17 protein-coding genes and 1 pseudogene are annotated in these 24,603 nt (G+C 44.3%); 10 read left to right on the top strand and 8 right to left on the bottom strand.

What is annotated here, in order from left to right:
* Positions 1-664, bottom strand: a 664-nt coding sequence (locus ACFPFU_RS25245; RefSeq protein WP_377069468.1) for a TlpA family protein disulfide reductase, incomplete at its 3' end; no start/stop codon positions are given.
* Between the two features lie 1,022 nt (positions 665-1,686).
* On the opposite strand from ACFPFU_RS25245, the gene ACFPFU_RS25240 reads away from it, so the two are divergent.
* The 8 genes from ACFPFU_RS25240 (at position 1,687) to ACFPFU_RS25205 (ending at position 10,019) form a co-directional block, all read left to right on the top strand.
* Positions 1,687-2,091 carry a helix-turn-helix domain-containing protein gene (locus tag ACFPFU_RS25240; protein ID WP_377069466.1) on the top strand — a complete coding sequence of 135 codons (405 nt, stop codon included), beginning with the start codon at positions 1,687-1,689 and terminating at the stop codon, positions 2,089-2,091.
* A gap of 273 nt (positions 2,092-2,364) precedes the next feature.
* On the top strand, positions 2,365-3,321 hold the full coding sequence (locus tag ACFPFU_RS25235) for an ATP-binding protein (protein WP_377069464.1): 957 nt from the start codon (positions 2,365-2,367) through the stop codon (positions 3,319-3,321).
* A 34-nt stretch (positions 3,322-3,355) separates the two neighbouring features.
* Entirely contained in the window at positions 3,356-3,649 is a 294-nt protein-coding gene (locus ACFPFU_RS25230) for an STAS-like domain-containing protein (RefSeq protein ID WP_377069462.1), read from the top strand.
* Positions 3,650-3,797: 148 nt separating this feature from the next.
* Positions 3,798-4,025, top strand: a complete 228-nt coding sequence (locus ACFPFU_RS25225) for a type II toxin-antitoxin system MqsA family antitoxin (RefSeq protein ID WP_377069460.1) — start codon at positions 3,798-3,800, stop codon at positions 4,023-4,025.
* A 1,062-nt stretch (positions 4,026-5,087) separates the two neighbouring features.
* Positions 5,088-5,489, top strand: coding sequence for a helix-turn-helix domain-containing protein (locus ACFPFU_RS25220; protein ID WP_377069458.1), 402 nt, complete (start codon positions 5,088-5,090; stop codon positions 5,487-5,489).
* Between the two features lie 306 nt (positions 5,490-5,795).
* Positions 5,796-6,944 (top strand): three-Cys-motif partner protein TcmP, encoded by a 1,149-nt coding sequence (gene tcmP / locus ACFPFU_RS25215; RefSeq protein WP_377069456.1) that lies wholly within the window; start codon positions 5,796-5,798, stop codon positions 6,942-6,944.
* The gene (locus ACFPFU_RS25210; RefSeq protein ID WP_377069454.1) at positions 6,944-7,672 is read left to right on the top strand and encodes a DUF5131 family protein; all 729 of its coding nucleotides are present in this window, start codon (positions 6,944-6,946) and stop codon (positions 7,670-7,672) included. Before tcmP ends, ACFPFU_RS25210 begins: the two co-directional genes overlap by 1 nt.
* Positions 7,673-8,165: 493 nt before the next feature.
* A complete protein-coding gene (locus tag ACFPFU_RS25205) occupies positions 8,166-10,019 on the top strand; it encodes an NACHT domain-containing protein (protein WP_377069452.1) in 1,854 nt (617 codons plus the stop codon).
* On the opposite strand, the pseudogene ACFPFU_RS25200 reads toward ACFPFU_RS25205, so the two are convergent.
* The 6 genes and pseudogenes from ACFPFU_RS25200 to ACFPFU_RS25175 all read right to left on the bottom strand — a co-directional run.
* Positions 10,005-10,256: pseudogene (locus ACFPFU_RS25200) on the bottom strand (transposase domain-containing protein); the annotation flags it as partial. The gene ACFPFU_RS25205 and the pseudogene ACFPFU_RS25200 overlap by 15 nt on opposite strands.
* A gap of 4 nt (positions 10,257-10,260) precedes the next feature.
* A complete protein-coding gene (locus ACFPFU_RS25195; protein ID WP_377069450.1) occupies positions 10,261-11,493 on the bottom strand; it encodes a type II restriction endonuclease in 1,233 nt (410 codons plus the stop codon).
* Between the two features lies 1 nt (position 11,494).
* Positions 11,495-12,700 carry a DNA (cytosine-5-)-methyltransferase gene (dcm, locus tag ACFPFU_RS25190; RefSeq protein ID WP_377069448.1) on the bottom strand — a complete coding sequence of 402 codons (1,206 nt, stop codon included), beginning with the start codon at positions 12,698-12,700 and terminating at the stop codon, positions 11,495-11,497.
* Positions 12,701-12,844: 144 nt separating this feature from the next.
* Positions 12,845-13,285, bottom strand: a complete 441-nt coding sequence (locus ACFPFU_RS25185; protein WP_377069446.1) for a hypothetical protein — start codon at positions 13,283-13,285, stop codon at positions 12,845-12,847.
* Positions 13,233-13,829 carry a hypothetical protein gene (locus ACFPFU_RS25180; RefSeq protein ID WP_377069444.1) on the bottom strand — a complete coding sequence of 199 codons (597 nt, stop codon included), beginning with the start codon at positions 13,827-13,829 and terminating at the stop codon, positions 13,233-13,235. Before ACFPFU_RS25180 ends, ACFPFU_RS25185 begins: the two co-directional genes overlap by 53 nt.
* A gap of 431 nt (positions 13,830-14,260) precedes the next feature.
* On the bottom strand, positions 14,261-14,740 hold the full coding sequence (locus ACFPFU_RS25175) for a very short patch repair endonuclease (RefSeq protein WP_377069442.1): 480 nt from the start codon (positions 14,738-14,740) through the stop codon (positions 14,261-14,263).
* A 1,996-nt stretch (positions 14,741-16,736) separates the two neighbouring features.
* On the opposite strand from ACFPFU_RS25175, the gene ACFPFU_RS25170 reads away from it, so the two are divergent.
* Positions 16,737-18,578, top strand: a complete 1,842-nt coding sequence (locus ACFPFU_RS25170) for an alpha/beta hydrolase-fold protein (RefSeq protein WP_377069440.1) — start codon at positions 16,737-16,739, stop codon at positions 18,576-18,578.
* Positions 18,579-19,065: 487 nt separating this feature from the next.
* Here ACFPFU_RS25170 and ACFPFU_RS25165 read toward each other — a convergent pair whose 3' ends face one another.
* Complete coding sequence (locus ACFPFU_RS25165; RefSeq protein WP_377069438.1) at positions 19,066-21,462, bottom strand: ABC transporter permease; 2,397 nt, start codon at positions 21,460-21,462, stop codon at positions 19,066-19,068.
* A gap of 385 nt (positions 21,463-21,847) precedes the next feature.
* Here ACFPFU_RS25165 and ACFPFU_RS25160 point away from each other — a divergent pair, with 385 nt between their 5' ends.
* Complete coding sequence (locus tag ACFPFU_RS25160; protein WP_377069436.1) at positions 21,848-24,292, top strand: ABC transporter permease; 2,445 nt, start codon at positions 21,848-21,850, stop codon at positions 24,290-24,292.
* Positions 24,293-24,603 lie beyond the last annotated feature (311 nt).

The following is a 24,603-nucleotide window of genomic DNA, read 5'->3' as shown; positions in this document are numbered from 1 at the left end:
CCGACACCACCAACGCCCCGGAGACGCCGGGGATATAGGCGGACAGGGATGACTGAAACCGGATGTTTTTATGGGGAATCTGGCGGTTTTCGCTGATGAATTTTTCTTTGTGAAGGAAGGGTATCCTCACATCTTCCTTTGTCCTGAATGCGGGCTGCTGACCTGCAAGCAGCTTTTCGATGTTTTCCTCTGTGAGGTCCTGTGCGCCGGTAACGGCCAGCACCTTTAGATCCGGGTCTGCTATCACGATGTGGGGGATGGTGATGTGGGGGAAGAGGGTATGGAGCTGTCTTTCATTGACGGCCATGGGGAGGTCCAGGTCCCGTAGGGCCGGATAGGTCCGGAGGGTGGCGGTGACCTTTTCCTCAGGGTCGAAGGTAACCGGGAGTACGCGGATGCGGTCGCCGTATTTGGCGTGGATGTCTTTCATTTGGGTAAACAGGCGGATGCTGGCGTTGCAGGTGGTGGACCAGAACTGGAGGATGAGGTGGCGGCCTGTGAGGGCATCCGCACGGAGGGGCTTCCCGTTCTGGTTGAGGATTTGTTGGAAGGTGAAGGCCGGGGGGATTTTGTCCCCTGTTTTTAGGGTGTCGGGGGGTGTGGCACCCGCGAGGTGAAGGGTAAGGAAGAGGAGGGGAAGGATGATTTTGTGGTGGTGGTTCATCTGTTTAATAATTGTTTTTTTATAGTGAGTATCGCTTGCGTCATGTTTGGTTTCTGTACGGGATAATGTTTTCATGTGGACTAGGGTAATTCTTAACTCCCTCACCCCCGGCCCCTCTCCCAAGCGGAGAGGGGAGTGAGGATATTGTAAATTACATATGGTTTGATCTGGTTGTTTGGGAAAACAGGATCACCGGGCCGGAATTGGATAATTGTTAGTGTATGAAGAAGTGTCCGGCCCCGGTGACCTGTGGTTTGGTGCCCCCGCTCTCTGCCTGCCGTCATACGGGTCTTGCTGTTGACGGGGTGGCGGGATCCCTAGCGTTCTGGGATATATCTTGGATCCCGTGCACCATGGCAGAGAGGGTGGGGGCGTATGGGGCTGCCCGGATTAGCTGTCGGGAATGGGCAGGGACTGTCTGGGATCCCTGCCCTGTGGGTAGGTGGTAAGCATGGGGCCGCGTTTAGTTATTTTTGGGTTTTGCTGAATGTTTTTGATGGTTTTTATTATTGCAAGGGGTTGAATGTTTTGGCTGGATTGGAAAGTTGTTTGCTCTTATAAACCTTTTTCTGTTTAGTTCTTTTTGCCTTGACGCAAAAAGAACCAAAAAAGTCAAGGCAAAAATATCCTTCCCCCCGCGAGACCAGCGCGCCCCCCGGATTTTTGCCAGCCTCCGCGCCGTAGAAAAGGACAAAAGGTATGAGGTGGGGGATTGGTTTAATATTATGTTTTCAGAATGGCTCGGTTTCATCATAAAATAATATTTACTGCGGTTTTTTACCTCACCCCCGGCCCCTGAGAGGGGTGGGATGTTACCGTCATGCGCAGTTTTATAACTAATGATTTAACAATTTTAGGAATATCGTTTTGAAAAAATTATTTTGCGGAGTAGTTTTAGCGGCAGGGAAAGTAGTATAGCACTACTTTTTACGGGAAACAGCGTTTAAATTCCATAGGGAGGCTTATAGGCCATTTTTAAGTTTAAAAAATATGTTAATTTTAATATAGCATTATTGTCAATTATGAAAGAAGCGGAAGAATCAGGGTTTACAGTTCTGGAGAACAAAAACATAGGCCGCAACCTGTCCACTTTCAGGAAGTTGCGGGACAAGAAGGCGCTGGAGGTGGCGGAATACCTTGGCGTGAAGGAGGCCACCTATACCAAATACGAGCGCGGGGAAAGCAAGATCACCATAGAGCTGATCCAAAAGGTGGCGGAATTTTTGAAGGTAGACCCTTTGCAGATTATTTCGGCTCGGCCTGGCCATGTGATTGAACATTTGAAAAATTCAAATGTGGCATTCGACGGGGGAGAGGTTCATGCAAATTATGCTGACAAAAACCAAACTGAAGTCATGATGAAAATGATGGAGACGATGATGCAGATGAACGAGGCGATCAGGAAGATATTGGAGGGGAAAGGATGAATTAAATTCCTGAAGGTGAATATTGCCTATTTCAGCTGCAAGGAACTTATTTACAGCGATCATTCTGTTATGCAGATGTTTAAAACGCGACATATCTACGGAAGATATTATGACTAAGCTCTTTTCACAAAGAAGGAAATTGAAAGAATCAGAAAATTAAGGGGGTTAACTTAGTCGAATTTAGCTGAAGGATTAGGAGGAATTACCAAACAGCCTGTTTCAAAAATGGAACAATCTGAAAACATCAGTGATGAAAAATTAAGGTAAGTTGTTTTGGCACATATTTCTATCCTTTTAGATTTTCGACATATAAGATCCCATGCTGACCTGTTGGAAAAATTGTCTCCTGCATTTTCGGCATCGCGAAATGATGTTGTCCACTTTGAGTTGAATCTTAATTGTATATTCCTTTACTCGGATTGGTTGTTGCTGGTCGTTTGTGTCAACCATTATCTTAAAAATCAAGGCTCAAAGGTTTCCGGACAATTTGTTGATTTCAAACATGACAACGATAAGGCTAAATATGCCAGCCGGGTTAATTTCTTTAATCTGATCGGGTTTGATTTTAAAGAAAAGTTTCAAAGGTGGAACCCTTTAGGTAGATTCACGGAAATCAAGCACTTTGATCAATCCAATGTAAGGGAAATCTTCAGTGATATTATGAAAATCCTGATGATAAACGGTGTCAATGAAGACATGCTTACCGTTCTTAATTTTTGTCTATGGGAATTGTTTGACAATACTCTGAACCACTCGGGAGAAGGTTTTAAATATGGTTCCGGATCAGGATACGTCTGTGCCCAATATTTTCCTTCCAAACGAGAAGTGCGGGTTATCATAGCAGATACAGGAATAGGTATCCATCAGGCTCTGACCACACATCCCCGCTCAAAGTACAAAACGTATTCGGAAAGGGAAGCGGTACTTAACTGTATCAATCGGGGTGTTACCAACAGTGAAGGTCTTGGGTTTGGTCTTTGGGCAACTGCTGAAATGATGAGGCTAAATAGAGGGGAGATGGTTATACATTCCGGGTCGCATAGTTTATTATGTGGGCGTGACACACGAATCCATGAAACGAATCGATGGAAAGGCACCTATACTTTCTTGAAGATCAACACGGATGTGGCAGTTAGCCATAAGGATATTTTTGGCGAACATTCCGATCAACATGATATGTATCAGGAGTTTAAAGAAGATATATTTGGTAAACTTGAAGACCTATGGTAAATTTGTGGCATACTTTTAGAAATGCACAAAGGTTATGAGAATCCGCTTCAGAGATATTGGTGAAAGCCTCGGTACGAGAGTACTGGGTGAACAAATTCGTCGGCAAATAGAAGCTTCTTTTGAGAAAGAGGAATTTGTTTCCTTTGATTTTGAAGGTGTTAGCGTCATCTCGCATAGTTTTGCCGATGAGTGTTTTGGTAAATTATTACTAAATAGAGACCTTGAAGATATCAAAAGTCTATCAACCTTTTTGAACGCAAATGACTTGGTAAGAAAAACCATTGCCATAACACTAAAGGAAAGACTGGACCAGAAACCAGCCGCATAGTTTTTTTATTGCCAGGAATCATCAATAGCAGGCCTATACACCTGGTAGTGGCCATCAACAAAAAGGAACGCCGTTGTGTTATCATAACGGCCTATGAACCTGACCCCAGTATGTGGGATGATGGTTTTAAATTTAAGATGCGATAGCCATGGAATGCACACTTTGTAAAAACGGGAGCACCGAAAAAGGACATGTGACGGTAACTTTGGAAAAAGGAGAAACCATTGTTTTGATTAAAAATGTGCCGGCCGAGGTCTGTACTGACTGCGGACATTACTACTTATCTTCGGAAATGACCAAACTGGTATTGGAAAAGGGCAATGAAGCGTATAAAAAAGGAGCCGAACTTGAAGTGGTCAAGCTACAGGTGGCTTAGCTTCGGACGTTATATTCCAGTCTATTTTTTAAGAGTTTTTTGACGTATTCTGACGCTTCTTTGCCAAAATACTCTTCTTCCTTATAACTTGTTGTGATAGCTACGGAGTGTTCAGTTCTTTATTTGGTTCTCTTTTTGGATATGGTTGCTGTGATAATGGTATTGAGGGAAAACAACAGGATCACCGGGCCGGAGTAGATAATTGTTAATGTATGAAGAAGTGTCCGGCCCTGGTGACCTGTGGTTTGGTGCCCCCGCTCTCTGCCTGCCGTCATACGGGTCTTGCTGGTGACGGGGTGGCGGGATCCCTAGCGTTCTGGGATATATCTTGGATCCCCGACACCATGGCGGAGAGGGTGGGGGCGTATGGGTTTGCCCGGATTAGCTGTCGGGAATGGGCAGGGACTGTCTGGGATCCCTGCCCTGTGGGTGGGTGGTAAGCGTGGGGCCGCGTTTAGTTATTTTTGGGTTTTGCTGAATGTTTTTGATGGTTTTTATTATTGCAAGGGGTTGAATGTTTTGGCTGGAATGGAAAGTTGTTTGCTCTTATAAACCTTTTTCTGTTTAGTTCTTTTTGCCCCCGATACGCTGCGCTGGTCGCGACAGGCTTTGACGCAAACCAAAAAGGTCAAGGCAAAAGTATCCTTCCCCCCGCGGGACCAGCGCGCCCCCCGGTCCCGACAGCTGTGCGGGATGCCAACCTCCGCGCCGTAGAAAAGGACAAAAGGTATGAGGTGGGGGATTGGTTTAATATTATGTTTTCAGAATGGCTCGGTTTCATCATAAAATAATATTTATTGCGGTTTTTTACCTCACCCCCGGCCCCTCTCCTTCAAGGAAAGGGGTGGGATGTTACCGTCATGCGCGGTTTTATAACTAATGATTTAACAATTTTAGGAATATCGTTTTGAAAAAATTATTTTGCGGAGTAGTTTTAGCGGTAGGGAAAGTAGTATAGCACTACTTTTTACGGGAAACAGCGTTAAAATTCCATAGGGAGGCTTATAGGCCATTTTTAAGTTTAAAAAATATGTTAATTTTAATATAGCATTATTGTCAATTATGAAAGAAGCGGAAGAATCAGGGTTTACAGTTCTGGAGAACAAAAACATAGGCCGCAACCTGGCCACTTTCAGGAAGTTGCGGGACAAGAAGGCGCTGGAGGTGGCGGAATACCTAGGCGTGAAGGAGGCCACCTATACCAAATACGAGCGCGGGGAAAGCAAGATCACCATAGAGCTGATCCAAAAGGTGGCGGAATTTTTGAAGGTGGACCCTTTGCAGATCGTATCGGCCCATCCCGGACATGTGATAGAGCATTTGACAAGTTCAAATGTAGCCATTCAAACCAACAGTACTTTTCAGACCTATAGCGAAAAGCAACAGGATATGATGCTTCAATTAATTTCTGAGGTATTGGAATTGAATAAAGCGCTTAAAAAGGTATTGGAAGGGAAAAAGTAGCTTTTATACCTTTTTCCTGGGATAAGGTCGGGGTAGATCTGGGATTTTTAATAAAAATTTCTTCTTTTTGGTAAAGAAAAAATTGGGTGTTCTTTATTTTTAATATTACAGTTCAATATACTGATTCCGTTTTGGGATTATTGTGATATTTAATTAGGTTTTTTTATATAACGGAAGTTAAAAAATGTTGCTATCGGATGTTTTTTAAATAAAAAAGATTTATTAGTTTTATTGGGTAGTGGCCATTAAAAACTTATAATGTATAAATTATAGGTATAACCTCAATCTTTTTAAGACAGCAATGCTATGAAAGAAAGTCAATTTTTTGAAAAACAAACAATTTCTTCAAAGATCAAAGCGAGTATAGTTTCGGAATATTTTCCAAGTTACTGCAAAATTATAGCCAAAAAACATACACCTAAAGAAATACGGTACATAGATTTGTTCGCTGGTCCAGGTCTCTATAAGAATGAAGTGCCTTCGACCCCAATTTTGATCGCAAGACATTGTGTGCAGGATGAATTTTTACGGAATAATGTGAAAATGATTTTCAATGACAACGTATATTATTCGGAATTGGAAGAGAACTTTCTAAAAGAGTTTCCAGATGGGACTTTCGCGAAGCCACAACATTTTGGAAAAAGTACTGTAGGTGAAAATAAGAGAATTGCTGAATTTCTTGTAAAATCCACACATAATGAAAATGACAAAAATGACTACCCCTCCCTTTTATTTATTGATCCATTTGGATACAAAGGAATAGAAACAAGGGTACTTGCGGAATTCCTAAGGAATTGGGGTAATGAAATTTTCCTTTTTGTAAATACAAAACGAATTCATCCGGCATTAGAAAATGAAAAGTTTGAGGGCCTGATGAAAGATTTATTCCCTACAACTTTAGATAAAATAAAAAACGATAGAAGGTTTAAATCCTCAGTTTCGCAAAGACTAGCCCTAATAATCAATAGCTTAGGAGATGAATATCAATCATTACTTGGGGGGAAAGTTTTCTTTACCGCCTTTAAGTTTCAGGAAGAAGATATTGCTACAACCAGTCATTATATTCTCCACCTTACTAAAGGCTCCAGAGGCTATGATTTAATTAAAACTACTTACAATGATTTCGCAAACGTAGGGACTGTTTTTGATGGAATCAATACGTATACATTTGACGCAAAGAAATTTGGACATTCTATTAACGAACTATTTGACCTGAATTCCATAAACGTTGACAAACTTAAGGAAGATCTTCAGTTAGCCTATAAGGGAAAAAAAATCACAGCCTTTGATTTATTTGAAACTCATCATACCAATGGGCTATACAGCAGAAATCATTATACAGAAGCTTTGAGAAGATTGGTGGATGAAGGTAAACTGGATTCAGATTATACTGATGGAAAGAAACATTTAAAGTCTGTACTATTAATAAAGGATTGTAAATTATCATTCAAATAATGGCAAACTCATCAATAGAATGGACTGAAATGACATGGAACCCAACTACAGGTTGTACTAAGGTTTCTTCAGGGTGTAAATTTTGCTATGCTGAAATTATGACCCGCAGGCTAAAATCAATGGGTCAGGAAAAATATAAGTATGGGTTTAAAGTTGTCAAAACCCATCAAGAAGCTCTAAAAATTCCGTACACTTGGAAAAATCCGAAAATTGTTTTTGTGAACTCTATGAGCGATCTGTTTCACAAAGATGTACCATTTGACTTCATTCAGCAAGTATTTCGAGTAATGAATGAAAACCCGCAACATGTTTTTCAGGTTTTAACAAAACGTGCGGAAAGACTTTATAAGTTGCACAAGGAGTTGAAGTGGACCCACAATATTTGGATGGGGGTTTCAGTAGAAAATGAGAAGGTAAAGGGGCGGATAGATTTATTGGGAAAAACCAAAGCTAAAGTAAAATTCCTTTCTCTTGAACCTCTCATAGGTCCCTTACCAAACCTTAACCTAAAAAAGATAGACTGGGTAATTGTTGGTGGTGAAAGCGGTTTCCATCCAAGACCAATGAAGCCAGAATGGGTTGTAGACATTCAAGAGCAATGTGAAATCTCAGACGTTGCTTTCTTCTTCAAACAGTGGGGCGGCAGAAACAAGAAAGCCGCGGGCAGACTTTTGAATGGGCATACGTATGATGAAATGCCGGAAATTACCTCACCAAAAAGCTTATAATAAATTTATTGAGACAATGGTATATTTAAAAATTTTATGTTTGAAATAATTAGGTGAACCGAGAAGAACTAAAAAACTAGATAAAGGAACTGACATCGCGGGAGGTCATTAAAAGAAGTGATTATCGATGATGTAAATCCAATTTATGAAGGACTAAAATATAAGGATGAATTTGGAGTATGTCAAAATGGGAAAAGAAATGTAGGTATTTCTGGATAGCGAAAGCAATGAAAAATCTGCAGGTGAACTGGTGCAAAAAAGGGTAGCCATCCGAAAGAAAAAAAGAAAAGGAAAGCGGCCATCCAGATCAAATGATCAGAACCAGGTTTGAAAAAAATGGCTCTTCACTTCATTAGAGTTAGAAAGGAAAATACATGACGGTAGTAATGGTCAGACTTTTCAGAAATAACAGCGACAGGCAGTGCAATTCTGTTTTCACTGCAATTTGAAAAGTCAAATTATTTTAGTTACTTTTTGTTAAATTGCGTGTAAAATGCTTTACAGCAGTCAGGTTTATGTATTATTAGAATTTATGATTGAAGAAATATTAATCAAAGAAGGAGTCAAAACAGCTTTTAAAGTAGCATCTACCTTTTATATGAAGAACAAATTTAAAATGGGTTTTTCAGAAGGAGATATTGAAAAATCTTTGATTAATCACATAAATCATGTTAAAAACTGGTCAAGTGAAATAGTCTTCAAGGATTTGAAGAAAGCAAAAAGGACGCAAGACATTTACATCAAATTAAATACCTACGTTTACCCTAGAAGAAACCGTATTAATGATGAAGAAGAAATTGAAGAAGTAGGCCTTATGGATATATTTGAAACGGAAGATAGTCATATTGCTATCTTAGGGCAGCCAGGGGCAGGCAAGACCACTTCAATGAAATTCATTTGTCAGTCAATATTCTTTGATGAGAAATTTTATTCTGAAAAATTTAAATATCCCATTCTTATTCGACTTAGAGACTTTAACAAGCCTCTGAAGAATAAAAATCACAAAATAATAGTAGACTATATTTATAGTTTAGTTTCTCTCCAAGGGATTAAAGATCAAGGGATTCAATATGATTTAGGATATGAAAAGAAAGAAGAAATTGTTGTTGACCTACTTAATTCATTAAAAGTCTTATTAATAATAGAGGGTTTTGATGAGTTAGGCTACAAAAAACATCGTGATCTTGTTTTAGAGGAACTAGCTGCATTAGCAACTAAATTAGAAACTGCTAGAATGATATTGACATCGAGAACTGCAGATTATTATTACTCCTTTGAAAAGTTCTCTGAATTTGAAATTTGTCCTCTTAACTCAAAGCAAATAAAGGATTTTGCGACTAAATGGTTAGGGGACAGTCAATCTGCTGAGGAATTTCTTAGAGCGGTTGATGATTCCCCTTTTTCTGACGCAACTATCCGACCTATAACAATAGCTCATCTGTGTGCAATTTTTGAAAGAGTTGGGAAAATTCCAGAAAAACCGAAAACTGTATATAAGAAAATCGTTAACCTATTGCTAGAAGAATGGGATGAACAAAGAAATATTAAACGAGAGTCCAGTTACGCAAAATTTGAAACTGATCGCAAATTCGAATTCCTAACCAATTTAGCTTTTTTCATTACCGGGACTAGCAGAAGGTCTATATTCTCAAAGAATGATTTGAAATTTGCTTATGACAGAATTCATCAAGATTTTGATCTCAGTAAAAGAGAGGTTGACATGGTTATCAATGAACTTGAATCCCATACAGGCTTATTTATTAAATCCGGATTCGAACTCTATGAATTTGCTCATAAATCACTCCAAGAATATCTAACCGCAGAATACATAGTTAGGTTACCAACTATCCCCGAAGGGGTACAATCAATAAGGCAGTTCCCAAATGAATTTGCTATTGCCATAGCAATTTCTTCAAATTCAAGTTTCTATTTTAATGAATTTATATATAAAAGAATTTCACGAATAAATCTTCCTAAAAGCTTTTATCAGACATTTATAAATAGACTACTATTGGAGAAACCAGAATTTAACCGGGACCAATCTGTCGGTATTTCAGCATTGCTATTATACTCTTTAGCATTGTCTGGAAGTTCCGACAATAAGCAGCTTCATTTGTTTGTGATGGATAATCTTGTAAAGGAGTATGAGGAATTCATGATCCATGTTTTTAAAAGAAATTCAATAAACGAGATACTGAAGAAGTATAAACTAGAGGCCAAAGAGGAATCCTTGAATTCGACAACGGTGTTGAGACTTGTATTAAAAAATGAAGATGCAAATAATAATGTGATAGAAAGATACCCTCTTCCTAAACATTTAAGTTGCAGAGAGTCATTCATAGAATAGCCGTATGCGACCCACCAACTCCATGTTAACCTTTGATTTGTAGTTTTGTGGATATAGATCCCTGACGTTTTTGTGGTTTGTCTGCATGATGTTTTCAAGGGTATACTTGAGCCATTCATATGGATTTACATCATGTTTTTTGCATATAGAAAAGAAGGAATAGATCATGGCAGCCTTCTGTACTGCGGCATGTGAACCTGACCCAACGGAGAGGACTGATTTGTATCCCAATTCTAAATGATTAGATGGACGGATATTCCCCTCTTTTATTCTCTTTATCCCTGAGCTCGCCTATAAAATCGGACAAGGTCAGAATCCCAGCCTGCTGGGCTTTTGTATAGGTGAGCATAATCGGTTTGGGCAGTACCAACTGGACTTTCTGGATTTTCATTTCTTCGGTCTGATTTGAGCTGATGGCAGGCTCCAAGGTAACCAAATGTTTGACAGGTATCCTGTCTGCTTCGGGTATCACCTGGCGCCAACGGTCCTTGGCCGTGGTTTTCAGCCCCAGCATGGTAAGCAGTTCTGTAGGAAATTCCGTAGCAAAATATTGTTCTATCCCAGGAAACAGAAAATCGGGTTTGTTGTTGCGCTCTGTCTTGGCACCACGGGTGTATTGGATTGCATTCCTGTCAAAAACCTCCGCCAAATGGTTCTCGAAGGCGTAGCCTGCTCTGGATTTACGCCTGTTTTGGACGCTTAAGGAAAACTTCACGAAATCATCCACATCCAGGCCGTCTTTTCCAAAACCCTCGCTCAATTTCCTGCCAACTATTTTTCTTTCCAAGGTCCTAAACAACGCTTCTTCCCATTCAAGCCAAGCCATCAGGGCCTCATCAGGAGCATCCGCGGCAGATACTTTTTCAGGAAGGGTCCGGCGGGCGTACCTGGAAAACACCGCGGTACTCGGAAAGGTCAAACCGAACTCCCTTATCATGTCATCCAGAAAATCCGGTTCTTCCTCCTCTATCTCCAGTCCGAGATAGGAAATGACCATTTTGCCAGCGTATCCCAGCTCGGACTTTTCGTCGCTGTACTCCCTTATAACGAATTTTCTTTCCGATTCTTCCAAACCGAAAAGCCAAAGCAACTGGCTTTCGTGGGTAGAGCCACTGGGACAGACAACTACCAATAGAAACCCTTCGGTGGATTTTGCTATAAGAACCAAGTCGGCTTCTTTTGCGAGTCCAGTGACGGTGTTGGCGCTATAATAGAGCCGGAACTCCGATCTTGTGGGGTGGTTCTCCCTGGCGTCATACCAAGTCAGCGAACCTTGATCGAACACCTGGTCATCCTCCTCATCCGCCAGATACAAAAACTTCGCGGGAAAGGATATCCGGCCAGATCCGAAAATTTCCTTAAAACCCAAGACTCCGTTGAACTCATGCTGATTGGAAATTTCTTTTCTTACCTCGACCTGGCTCAACCGCTTGGCCCCGGCTGCGACAAAATATTTTGACAAAGGGCTGCCCATCTCAGTTTTTTTGCTCCAAGGCGTGGACAAGCTGTTTTCCCACTTCCTGCATCAAAGGTACCACAACGGAGTTTCCAAACTGCTTGTAGGCTTGGGTATCGGATACCGGTATTTTAAAATCCCCCGGATATCCCTGCAGCCGGGCACATTCTCTGGGGGTCAGTCTGCGGGGATTTTTCCCTTCCTGAGGGATCAGAATTTCGGAACCGTCCTTATAATACCTGGCACTCAATGTCCTGGCCACACCGTCAAAATCCACCAAGCCAAAACCAAAGCCGTTGCCTTTTGCCTTGTGTTTAAGGGCGTATGTCTGGAGGTAGCTCCAAAGTTTGTCGGTAAGTGTGTATTTTTCCAAAACCTCTGGTTCTAGAATGTCCTCCACCACCATGGGGGGATTTTCCGGCATCCTGGGAAAGGAAAAATCTTCCTTGCCGCCGAAGACTTGGGTATCAAAGCCCACTATTACAATCCTTTCCCGGTGTTGGGGAACGTAATATTTTCCATCCAATATCCTGTAATGGATGTTGTAACCCAGTTTCTTCAATGTTCCCGAGATCACCTTGAATGTATTGCCTTTATCGTGAGATATCAGGTTTTTTACGTTTTCAAGAAGGAAAGCCGGAGGCCGCTTTTTCTTCAATATCCTCGCTACATCAAAAAAAAGCGTGCCTTGAGTTTCGTCCAGAAAACCATGCTTCCTCCCCAGCGCGTTTTTTTTGGATACACCCGCGATGGAAAAGGGCTGGCAGGGGAAACCCGCTATCAATACGTCGTGGTCAGGTATGTCTTGCTCACTGATTTTCGTAATATCGCCGAAAGGCACCTCCCCGAAATTAGCCTCGTAGGTCTTCTGGGCATAATGGTTCCACTCACTGGTAAAGACACACTTGCCACCCAAATTCTGAAAGGCCAGCCTGAATCCTCCGATACCCGCAAAAAGGTCTATGAACTTAAACCGGTGTTTTATAGGCGGTGGAAATGGAACATCCCATTTGATCGGTAAATAGGGCTGGTACCACAGTTCATCAATACGAACATCTTTATCGCAAATTCCCTGCACATACTGCCTGGCCTCCTGACGGTAATGGTCTTTGGATCCGTTATCGATTGTCTGCAGAAAATGGGTCAGGTAAGCTAACTCCGACTGTTCAGGTCTTTTGATTTCGATTTTAAGTCTGGTTCTGAGTTCGGAGTAATTTACAGCCATCGTAATTTAGAATGGGAATTGAAAATGATTTTCCAAATATAGGAATTATTGCCATGCATAGCTACTGCATTTTCGGTTTCCCTCAGGCAAAATGGCCAGGAAAGCCGGGACCGAGTTGACTCAACAGCGGCCAAAAAACCCAGTTCATTTCCCCGAAAAAGCTTTTCCTATGTTGTCGATGGACTTGGCATAACCCAACTGTAGTTGAACGAAGTCCCCTCCCTTACTGGTAAGGTTAAAGAAGTGATTGAACCGGATAAACAGTTTGTCCTCCAATTTTCCGCCCAAACCCTGTTCTATTTCCGTTTTTATGGTCGCAATATTTGCTCTGCCGAAACTGAAGTGTTGGTTCAAGGGAGCCAACTCCTCGGTTTTGTTTATCCAGTGAAACTGCATGCTAAGGTTAAATTTGAGAAGGGTGGCATCGGAAACCCTTATATTCCAGTAAGGGTCGATCCTAAACACATGGGAGTTGACTTTTCGGCGTTCCGGGTCTTCCACCCCGCCGTCTTTTAAAAACGAAGTGTAGTATTCATACCCGGGATTGAGGCCAAAGCTTCCACCCCCTCTTATATTTATACTCAAAAAAATTCAAAAACATACCGAAGGTAAAAGGCCTTTTTTGAACAAGTTCCAGCCTTTTGTTGATCGCATTATTCTCGTAAAACACATCCTGAAATTCCCTATCCAATCGTGTAAGCTGAAAATAGGGTCTGACAAAATTCCCAAATACCAGATTGGTATTACTGACGTTCCGGGTATTCAGGATGACCCTAAAGTCGCCTTCCGTCTGGATGAGACCATTTGGCTCGTTAAAAATAGTTGCCATCAAGTCAGTGTAAATCCTCAGGTCCACCGTCAGATTTGCCCCTTTGGTAAAGGTAAAGACCGTATCGTCGGCGGTCAACGTAAAACTGGTATCATCTGGGATGAGGCTGTAACGGGAAAGGTTGTCGTAATATAAAAACTGGTTGAGTTGGATATGTTTACGGGCGTTTTTTTTATCCCGTACGTTGTAAAAATAATCTTCCAGCCTGCCATTGTTCAGGTCTTTAATGGATATGATATTTTGGTTTTCAAACCTGAAGCGGGAGGGGTTGTCGGTTGCCACAAACATCTTTTTGATCATGCCGTCCTCCACATGGATCGTGACGCTTTCAATCGAAAAAAAAGCATTTTCGGATTCGGGAATTGTATCGATCGATTTTTTTTTCCGCAGTTAGGACAGATCTGATTTCCAATTGCCTGGTCTTAAGGTGAATTTTACCGATTTCCGTTTGGCCAAACAATAGGGACCCAAACATTAAGTTAAAAATAATGGTTATAAAAAACTTTTTCATTAATTCAAAATTTATTAACACGATATGGTTTAAATATAAAAATAAAATTATATATAAGTTAATGCAATAGAATATAATTATGTAAACACATCTAAAATTATTTATAATATTTTAGTTAAGATTGCACCCAAACCTTGTCATAAAAAGAGCATCCAAAAAATTAAATCGCAGGAATGGGACGTTGACCTGTCTACTGACACCGGCAGGGTAGCGTCTTAAGTCAAATCATCTTTTTTGAAAGAACTTCCTTTATCACCTTTATTACAGAGGCGCCCAATTCCTTCTTGACCTCAAAATCCCAAAATCTCAGTACCGTCCAGCCTTTGGACCGGTAGTACGCGTTCACTTCGCGGTCCCGCTGCATGTTGCGCTCGATCTTTGGGAGCCAAAAAGCCCGGTTGGACTTGATGGTCTGGCGGCGGTTTTCCCAGTCATGGCCATGCCAGAAGGCCCCGTCCACAAAGATGACCAGCTTGTATTTGATAAAGGCAATGTCCGGTTTGCCCGGTAGCTTCTGTTTGCTTTTCCTGGACCGGAGCCCTGCGTGCCACAGTGCCTTTTTGAACAGTCGCTCGGGCTTGGTGTTCCCACCCCTTATCCTCGACATGTTGAAGGACCGCTGCTTCGTGGTGTAGAAGCCGTTTTCTTCGCTGAACTTGGGTACGATAATCTTAGGTTCGCTATAGGGTTTTTTCGGCATGGCGATCAGTGGGCTTGGTCAGATCGGACTGAAAGTTACAAAGTTTTTTGTATTCAAGCGGAAGGGCATTGGCATTTCCTTTTACCGCAAGTCTGACGGAGTTAATGAAAAACAAATTATAGATGGGTTTGAGGAAGGGGAGGGTTGGGTTGTTGGGAATGGTTGTCGTGGTTGGGGAGTGGGATTTGTTCGCGTAGCGCCTGTGTCAGGAGCGCTGGGCCGTCGGAGTTCGATTGACGTTGCTGCCTATCATTTTCAATTCCGATAGGATTTTGTCCGTAAGGGGCCGGGGATTTCAATCCCCGGTTACAATGGTTTCACCCGCTCCGCGGGTTTTGGCCTCTCCTGGTCTTATGCCGCAGGCATTCCTAATCTTATCCTTAGACGAGAGTGTCCATGAAGAGACTGTTTTCCCGGTTTGGCTGGGATTAACTCGTGCCGATAACGTATTTATGGCGTCCTCCCCAATTGGGCATTTTCTGAAATATTAAGTCTAGCGTGGACGGTCGTCTGGCAGACACCTGATCCAAGCGGGTGGGCCGGCAAAAATGCGGGGGTGGGTGGGCCTTGCGGGGAGAAGCTTATTTTTGCCTTGATTTTTTGGTACTTTTGGATCAAGCCAAAAGTACAGAAGAGGAGTAGGATAATAGAAAACAACCACCTGCCCTTATGCCACAGACATTCCTAATCTATCCGCTGACGAGAGCGTCCGGGGAAAGGACTGCTTTTCCGGTTTGGCCGGGGTTACGTTCCCGAAGTGACGGACCCCCTGTTAGATGGAGTTAAAAAACCGGCATTGCAAATGCCTCTGTGCCGTTTTCAAAAAGGAAAGGAGGGATGTAATTGCAAATTACACCCAGTAAGGGTTGTCGTGGTTGTCATTGTTCGGGAGTGGGATTTGTTCGCGTAGCTCCTGTGTCAGGAGCGCTGGGCCGTCGGAGTTCGATTGGCGTTGCTGCCTATCATTTTCAATTCCGATAGGATTTTGTCATGGTTTTTGCCTGGTTCCCGGCAAAAACGCACGCCAAAATCCTGTAAACGTTTGTCCGTAAGGGTCCGGGGATTGAAATCCCCGGTTACAATGGTTTCACCCGCTCCGCGGGTTTTGGCCTCTCCTGGTCTTATGCCGCAGGCATTCCTAATCTTATCCTTAGACGAGAGTGTCCATGAGGAGATTGCTTTCCAGGTTTGGCCGGGGTTACCTTCTTGAAGTGACGGACTACCCTGTTAGATGGAGTTAAAAAACCGGCATTGCAAATGCCTCTGTGCCGTTTTCAAAAAGGATAGGAGGGATGTAATTGCAAATTACACCCAGTAAGGGTTGTCGTGGTTGTCATTGTTGGGGAGTAGAATGTGGTGGCATCTTAACCTGTCCTGGATTGGCGTTGCTGCATATGATTTTCAATTCCGATAGGATTTTGTCATGGTTTTTGCTTGGTTCCCCGCAAAAACGCACGCCAAAATCCTGTAAACGTTCGTCATTAGGGGTCCGGGGATTGAAATCCCCGGTTACCATATTTTCACCCGCTCTGCGGGTTTTGGTCTCTCTTGGTTATGCCGCAGGTATTCCTAATCTTATCCTTAGACGAGAGTGTCCGGGAAGAGACTGCTTTCACGGTTTTGTCGGGGATTAACTCGTGCCGATAACGTATTTATGGCGTCCTCCCCAATTGGGCAAAATGTTAAGATTCAAGCGGGCGGGCCGGCATCCCGTACAGCTGTCGGGAGCGAGGGGGCGCGGGCCTTGCGGGGAGAAGCTTATTTTTGCCTTGATTTTTTGGTATCCCGAAAGCTCCGCGCATCGGGACCAAAAGTACAGAAGAGCAAGAGGATAATTAAAAACAACCACTTATCCTAAAAAATAAGCAATCATTATCTCCTTGGCGTAGTAGGCGTTGTAACTCTGCCATTCCATCACTTGAATTGGTAATTCAATTTTTACAATTGGAAAAATAAAGGATTAGGCCTATTTTTAGTCCTGACTATTAACCTATTGATGATGAAAAGAATTTTTCTATTGACTGCCCTCGTTTTCCTGAATTTTCCCTTGATCCAGGCCCAACAGGGAACCAAAGAACGGGTCAAAGTTCACAGCAAAGCCCTGGAAGGCAACCTCATCGGTGATCCTGCCGAGCGGGAGGTGACGGTGTACCTGCCTCCCTCGTACGCCTCCCAGCCGGACAGCCGCTTCCCGGTGCTGTATATGCTCCATGGCTTTACCGACACGGACGCGCAATGGTTCGGGTGGGAAGACCACTGGATCAACCTGCAGGATGTGATCGAGCAATCCCTGGCTGAAGGGCTTTCCCGGGAGATGATCGTCGTCATGCCCAATGCCTATAACCGCTTTAAGGGAAGCATGTATTCCAGCTCCGCCACCATAGGCGACTGGGAGACCTTTGTCGCCAAAGAACTGGTGGCCTATATGGATGCCCACTACCGGACCCTGCCGGATGTAAAAAGCCGGGGGCTGGCCGGACACTCCATGGGCGGATACGGCACCCTCCGCCTGGGGATGAAATACCCGGATGTTTTTTCTTCCATCTATGCGCTGAGCCCCTGCTGCATGGAAGGGGGACCGGGCACCAACCCGGCAATGATGGAAAAAATTGCCTCCTTCTCCACTTTTGAGCAGTTGGAGGAAACGTCCTTTTTCGAAATAGCTGCCCTGGCCACTTCCGCGGCCTTTGCCCCCAATCCCCGCAACCCGCCTTTTTACCTGGATCTGCCCTTTGCGGACGGAGAACCGCGCCAGGATATCGCCAATAAAATAACGGCCAACCGGACCCTCTCCATCATCGACCAGTACATCCACAACCTGAAAAAGCTGAAAGCCATAGGCCTGGATGCCGGACTGCAGGACCGGGGGATCAGCGAAGCCTCGAAGAAGCTGCACGGGTTGCTGGACAGCTATCAGATTCCCCACCAATATGAAAGCTATGAAGGGGATCACCTCAACCGGATCGCCGAACGGATCCAAACCAAGGCACTGCCTTTTTTCTCGGAAAACCTGGTGTTTGAACAGGAAAAAACGGCCAGCATCATCGAGGACGGCGGTACGGGTGAATACCCCGCCATCATGAGGACTGAATCTTCACTGCCTACCCATACCGTCTTCAGGCCTGAAGATGTCAGTGTCTTCGGCAATGCGAACAAACTGCCCATCATCGCCTGGGGAAACGGGGCCTGTTTTGATTCCCCCTGGGAACATGTCAATTTCCTGAATGAGGTGGCTTCCCATGGCTTTCTGGTGATTGCCGTTGGCACGATGCCCAAGCAAACGGAAGTGCGCTCGGTATCACAGAAATTGCTGGATGCCATTGACTGGGCCATCGCCCAAAACAATGACCCCGGCAGTCCCTATTACCAAAAAATAGATGTTGGGAAAATCGCGGTAAGCGGCATGTCCTGCGGGGGGTTGCAGACGCTGGAAGTGGCGGGTGATCCCAGGATTACCACCATTGGGGTTTTCAACAGCGGCGTACTGAAAAATCCCGGGGGCGGCAGGCCCGGCATGCCCCAGGTCAACAAGGCCCAGCTCCAAAAGATCCATACCCCCACACTGTACCTTTTGGGCGGCACTTCTGATATTGCTTATGAGAATGGCATGGATGATTTCCGGCAAATCAACCACGTCCCTGTTTTTGTAGGCAACCTGGAAGTGGGCCACGGGGGGACCTATGGCGAACCTCACGGCGGGGAATTTGCCCGGGTGGCCACGCGGTGGTACAAGTGGCAGTTGAAGGATGACCATGAAGCCGGCAAGCTGTTTATGGGCAACCCTCCCGGCCTTTCCCGGTCCCAGGGGTGGCTTGTTGATAAAAAGAACCTGCCGTGATGGGAGGGATGTAATTGCAAATTACACCCGGTCATTTAGCGGTCTACATCCAACGTATCATTCCTTCACCCCCTGGGTTGGGTTAAAGAAACCGGCATTGCAAATGCCTCTGTGCCTTTTTCCAAAGGGATAAGAGGGATGTAATTACAAATTACACCCAGTCATTTACCGGCCTACATCCAACGTGTCATTCCTTCACCCCTGAGTGGGGTTAAAGAAACCGGCATTGCAAATGCCTCTGTGCCTTTTTCAAAGGGATAGGAGGGATGTAATTACAAATTACACCCAGTCATTTACCGGCCTACATCCAACGTGTCATCACTTCACCCCCTGGGGAGGGTTAAAGAAACCGGCATTGCAAATGCCTCTGTACCGTTTCAAAAAGGATGGGAGGGATGTAAATGCAAATTACACCCAGTCGCCTCCCTGCCCCATATAAATCTACATCCAGAGTATCCCTTCACCCCATTTTAAGGAATCAGACTTTTCACTCGCCCTTAAGCACTTTTGCAGGATTTCCCATAGCTGCCCTGAAGGATTGGATGCTTACCGTTAGGACGGTAATGATGCCCACCAGCATGGCTGCTTTCAAAAACAGCTGTGGCGTCACTTCAATCCGGTAGGCGAAATTGTCCAGCCAGCTCTGGGCCGAATACCAAATCAGCGGCACGGCAATCAAAAAGGCCAGCAAGACCATTAAGAAATACTGTTTGGTCAAAGTCACCAATAGGGAATCCAACCTTGCGCCGAATACCTTTCTGATGCTGATCTCTTTGGCCCGTTGATGTACATGGTACTCCACCAGTCCAAATAAACCCATACAGGCCACAAAGACCGTCAGTGTTGCAAAAATGTTGAGCAATGTTGACAGATTTTGTTCCGACCGGTACATTTTGTCAAAATTCTCATCTACAAAGCTATAGCTGAAAAGCTGGCCTGGAACCTGGGCGGCAAAGACTTCTTCAATTTGGTTGATCTGTGCCTGGGCGCGGCGATGGTCCAGGCGCAGGGAAAGCGTATAGAAGATTTCAGGCTGCATGTGCATCACCAGAGGGATAATGGATTCTTTTAGGCTGTTGGTGTGGAAATCCTTAACCACTCCGATCACCTCACCCTGCTTTAGGGAATCAGCTGTCCACATATCCCAATCAAGCCGCTTACCCAAAGCTTCTTCAGGAGTGCCAAAGCCAAAGTTACGGGCGGCTGTTTCATTGATGATAAATGCTTTTGAAAGATCGGTGCCAAAGTCACGTGAAAAATCACGGCCTGCCAGAAGCTCCATTTCAAAGGTCCGGATGTAATCATGATCAACCAAAAACATAATGGTGCTCAATCTTTCGCCTGTTTCGGGGTTGATCACACCGTCCTGCGCAAAGATATCGCCTGGAATTCCATAGCTCCAGGTCGCTTTATCCAAGCCGGTTTTTTCCAGCACCGATGCTTTAATGCTTTCGAGCTGACTTACTTGTACACCCCGTCCGTAAACCGACAATAAGGTGTCTTTGTCAAAGCCCAAATCCTTACCCTTAAGGAGATTGTTTTGCTCCACCACTATCCACGCGCCTATGATTAAAAAGAAGGACAATACAAACTGAAAAACCACCATTGCTTTTCTGAATGTGCCATGCCTTCCTTGGGAATCTTTGGCCGCGGAGATAATGGCTGTAGGTTTGAAACCGGACAATAAAAAAGCAGGATATGCCCCGGCCATTAAGCCCAGAAAAATGAAGGTTCCAAAAGCAATGGCCAATGAGGTTAAAGTCAATGGCAGTGATAGCGTCTTCCCTGTAAAGTCTGAAAGGTACGGAAGGGAAAGTTTTGCCAAAAGCAAGGCCAGCATCAATCCACAAAGGGTGAAGGCAAAAGACTCTAATAAAAACTGTATCTTCAGATGGGACTTTTGGGCGCCAATGACCTTTCTTACCCCAACTTCCTTCATGCGTTTGACCGCACGGGCCGTGGATAGGTTAATGAAGTTGAAACAGGCTATCAGCAGGATCATGCTTGCGGCTACGATCAAAATCAGTACCGTATCCTTATTGCCGACTACCGCCAGATCATACTGAAAATGAGATGACTCCAAATGGATATCGGTGAGATTTTGGAAAAATGGCACCGAACGGAAGCCTGAATCGGAATTCAGCGGAGCGGTTTCCTGATCCACATAGGCCTGAAACTTGCTTTCCAGGCCTGAAACGTCTGTCCCTTCCCGCACCTTAAAGTAGGTATAAAGCTGGTGCCATTGCCAAGAGGTGATCCTGTCCTTCATCCAGGCAAGGCTTTGAAGGGAAATCAGGAAGTCCAACTGCAAATGGGAATGTGTGGGGAAATCCTGGAAAACATGGGTGATCTCATGATCGGTACCATCGATCTTAATGGCTTCCCCTACCGGGTTTTTGTTGCCAAAATAGCGGTTGGCCATCGTTTTGGAAATCGCCACAGCATGGGGTTTCTCCAAAACCCGGTTTGGATCTCCCTCCAAAATAGGAATGTCCATCATACTGAACAATTCACCCTCACCATGAGCACCTCGCTTTTCGCTGAAGAGTTGATCTTCCAGTTGCACCTGTTTTTCACTTATCGTGCCAAGGATTCTGGCCGTCTGTTCCACCTCTGGAAATTCCTCATGCAGGGCGGTCGCCAACATGGGCTGGACCATGGGGGAAAACCTTTCCCCTGCCTCGGGTGAACTTATACGGCTATAGACCCTGAAGACTTTATCACCTTCAGGATGGTATCTGTCATATTGATATTCATCATATATATAAAGAGATATCAAAATAAAGGAAGCCAAGCTGATTCCCATCCCCAAAATGTTGATGGCTGAAAAAGATTTGTATTTCAGCATGTTCCTGAAAGCGATTAACAGGTAATTTTTCAGCATGTGTAATTTCTTTAAAACATCAGAGACCTGCTTGTATGACAAAGGGAATACCAAACGGAAAAGGGCAAAGGAAGCTTTAAACAAAGGTGCATGCAATTCGCCGGTTCCAAAAATGGACGAAGCTGTCCGCGAGCGGTCGGAAGTAAAAAATGGGAGAGGTTAAGCATCAATATTGATTCACGCGGTGTTTAAAGGATTTTGTTTGATAATGTTCGAACCCCGCCAAATTTCCAAAATCGGCCGTAGGCGAACAAAAATGTCCGCCAAAAGACCTTTAAAAATTCTCGTAATAAGGTTTTGGATAGGTTTGAGAGGTAAAAATTGTGGCATTTGATTAGTGAGAATGAAGAAAACGGTATTTGACAAAAATTCAAAAAACGCTCCCATGCTGAAGCATTACTTCCACATTACTATCCGGAATATCCGAAAGAATCTGGTTTTTTCCCTGATTAATTTTTTGGGCTTATCCGTCGGGCTTTCTGTTTCGGTCATCATATTGTTGTTTGTTCAGTTTGAATGGAGCTTTGACGATTTCCATCAGGACGCCGACCGGATTTTCAGGCTCAAAAGATTTGAAATGTTTGACGATGGGATGGTACAGTCGTTTGCGACTCCCTATATTCTCGGCGAGGTGGTGGAGAATGAATTCCCTCAGGTCCAAAAATCCACCCGACTGATGCAAGCTTCAAGGCCGTTTAAACTTCCCGATGAGACAGAATACAGACAGCCTATCTCCTTTGTCAGCCAGCAGTTTTTGGAGATTTTCGGCTTTGAATTAGAAGAAGGTGATATCGCTCCGTTATTTGCCGGCAAATATGACATTATCCTTACAGAAACTGCGGCTAAAAGGTATTTTGGTCAACAGACCGCATTGGGTAAAGTTGTAGAAATGCAATTGATGGACGATTTTATTCCATTTACTGTGAGAGGAGTGATGAAGGATGTACCTGCCAATTCCAGCATAGCGGTGCAGGCTCTGGTTTCCGATGAATTATTGAGAGACATGTACTCTGAAGGGGCACTCCACAACTGGTTCAATGTCATGACCGATACTTATGTCAAGACCCATTCAGCAGGCGATAAGGCGGCCTTGAGAAACGGAATGGAACCTATGATGCAGCGTGTCCTGGGGGATTACTACAGGGAAGGGCATTATTATTTTGAACCCTATGCACTTGAGGACCTGCATTTTCATACCGGAGAAAACCCTGGCAATATCCGGGTTACCAATCCCAGGATGCTTTACGTGCTGCTGGCCTTAGGCCTGATCGTTTTGGTGCTGGGGGCGATCAATTTCACGACCATGGCCATCGGCAAAGCAGTGGTCCGTGCCAAGGAAGTAGGGGTCAGAAAATCCATGGGTGCCGACAGGGGGCAGTTGACTTTTCAATTCATGTTTGAATCAATGGTGGTCACGGTGTTGTCTTTTATGCTCGCGCTGGTTTTGGCCGAATTGCTCTTGCCAAACTTCAACACCTTGTTTGAAACCAACCTATCGATCGACTATTCATGGCGGCAGCTGGGGCTGATGGCCGGGCTTTTGATAGTGCTCACCGCTATGGCTGGGGGATTTCCAGCCTTTTATATGGCCGGAATGCGGTCAATACAGGCACTTAAAGGGAGCTATTCGGTGAGTTTCGGAAAACAGGCCCTGAGGAAGGGCCTGGTGGGATTTCAGTTTTTCCTTTCATTTCTCATTATCTGCTGCACACTGGTTATGTACCGGCAGATGGAGGTGATCAGAAACCATAATCTTGGCTTCCAGGCAGAACAGCTTTTTGTGGTTCCGGTAGGCTATGAAGGGTCTGAATCTTTTACCAACCGTTTAAAGAACTCCTTTGATAAGGCGAATCTTTTCAGGGAAAGGCTAAAGGAGCGGACGGATGTTGCTGATGCCGCCCTTTCAGTTTCCTTATTCGGGTCCGGAGACTGGTGGAGAGCAGGTTTTACCAATTCTGACGGCAAACAGTTTTTTTTCAGACTCAACTTTGTTGCAGGGGATTATCTGAACACGATGGGAATACAGCTTGCCGAAGGGAGAAATTTTTATGAGGACATCACCTTTGATTCCGGTGCGGTGATGGTAAACGAAAGGTTCGCGGAACAAATGGGCTGGCAAAGCCTGGAAGAGGCCCAGCTTCCACCTTCAGCCAATTTTGACACCCACCAGGTGATCGGTATATTAAAAGACTTCAACCATGCCTCCCTTTATGAGGAAATCTCCCCCGTGTTGTTGTCCAGGAATCCGCGACTGATCCTGGAAGGAATAAACGATATCGAGATAAGCCGTTCCAACGCCATGGTGCTCGTCAGGAGCGCTACCGTCAGCCAGGAAAATTTCATAGCCATGCTTAAGGAGGAGTACGGGAAGATCTATCCGGGAGAAAACTTTGCGTATTATCCGTTCAGTGAGTTTGTTTTCGAGGAATACCAAAATGAGGAAAGACTGAGCCAAATGGTGACCTATACGGCTTTTCTGGCGATAATGATAGCCGTTATGGGACTGATAGCCTTTACGGCCATGACGGTGGCCGGAAGACTGCGCGAAGTAGGAATTCGGAAAGTATTGGGAGCCTCCCCGTCTTCCATTACCTGGTTGTTCAACAAAGAGTTTCTTACAATAACCTTAGTGGGCATCCTCCTTGCCATCCCGGTGGCCGTGTGGCTGATGCAGGGATGGCTGCAGCAGTTTGCCGTCCGGGAATGGCCCAGTGTAACCACTTTTGCCTTAACCATAGCCGGCGGGATAGCCCTCACCCTTGTATTGGTCACCTTACAGGCTTTGTCGGCTTCTTTCATTAATCCTGTCAAAACTATAAAAAACGAATAATGTAAAAATTCGTTTTTATAATCCCGCTGGGTTGGGTTAAAGAAACCGGCATTGCAAATGCCTCTGTACCGTTTCAAAAACGATGGGAGGGATGTAATTGCAAATTACACTCAGGGCGTGGATGCCGTCCAGTTAATTCGATAACATAGAAGGTTTTAACCAATTCGAGTCGGTTCATGCGGGTGGGCCGGCATCCCGTACAGCTGTCCACCTCCGTTAACTTAAGGACTAACCTGCTGACAAACAGGTTTTTGAGGACGGCGTAATTCCTCCTTGGAGGAATTGCGTAGTTTTTTCCCCATATTTGTTTA

Origin of the sequence: Negadavirga shengliensis (assembly GCF_042652345.1) — a bacterium.
Taxonomy (GTDB): Bacteria; Bacteroidota; Bacteroidia; order Cytophagales; family Cyclobacteriaceae; genus Negadavirga; species Negadavirga shengliensis.
This window is presented reverse-complemented; position numbering and strand designations above follow the sequence as displayed.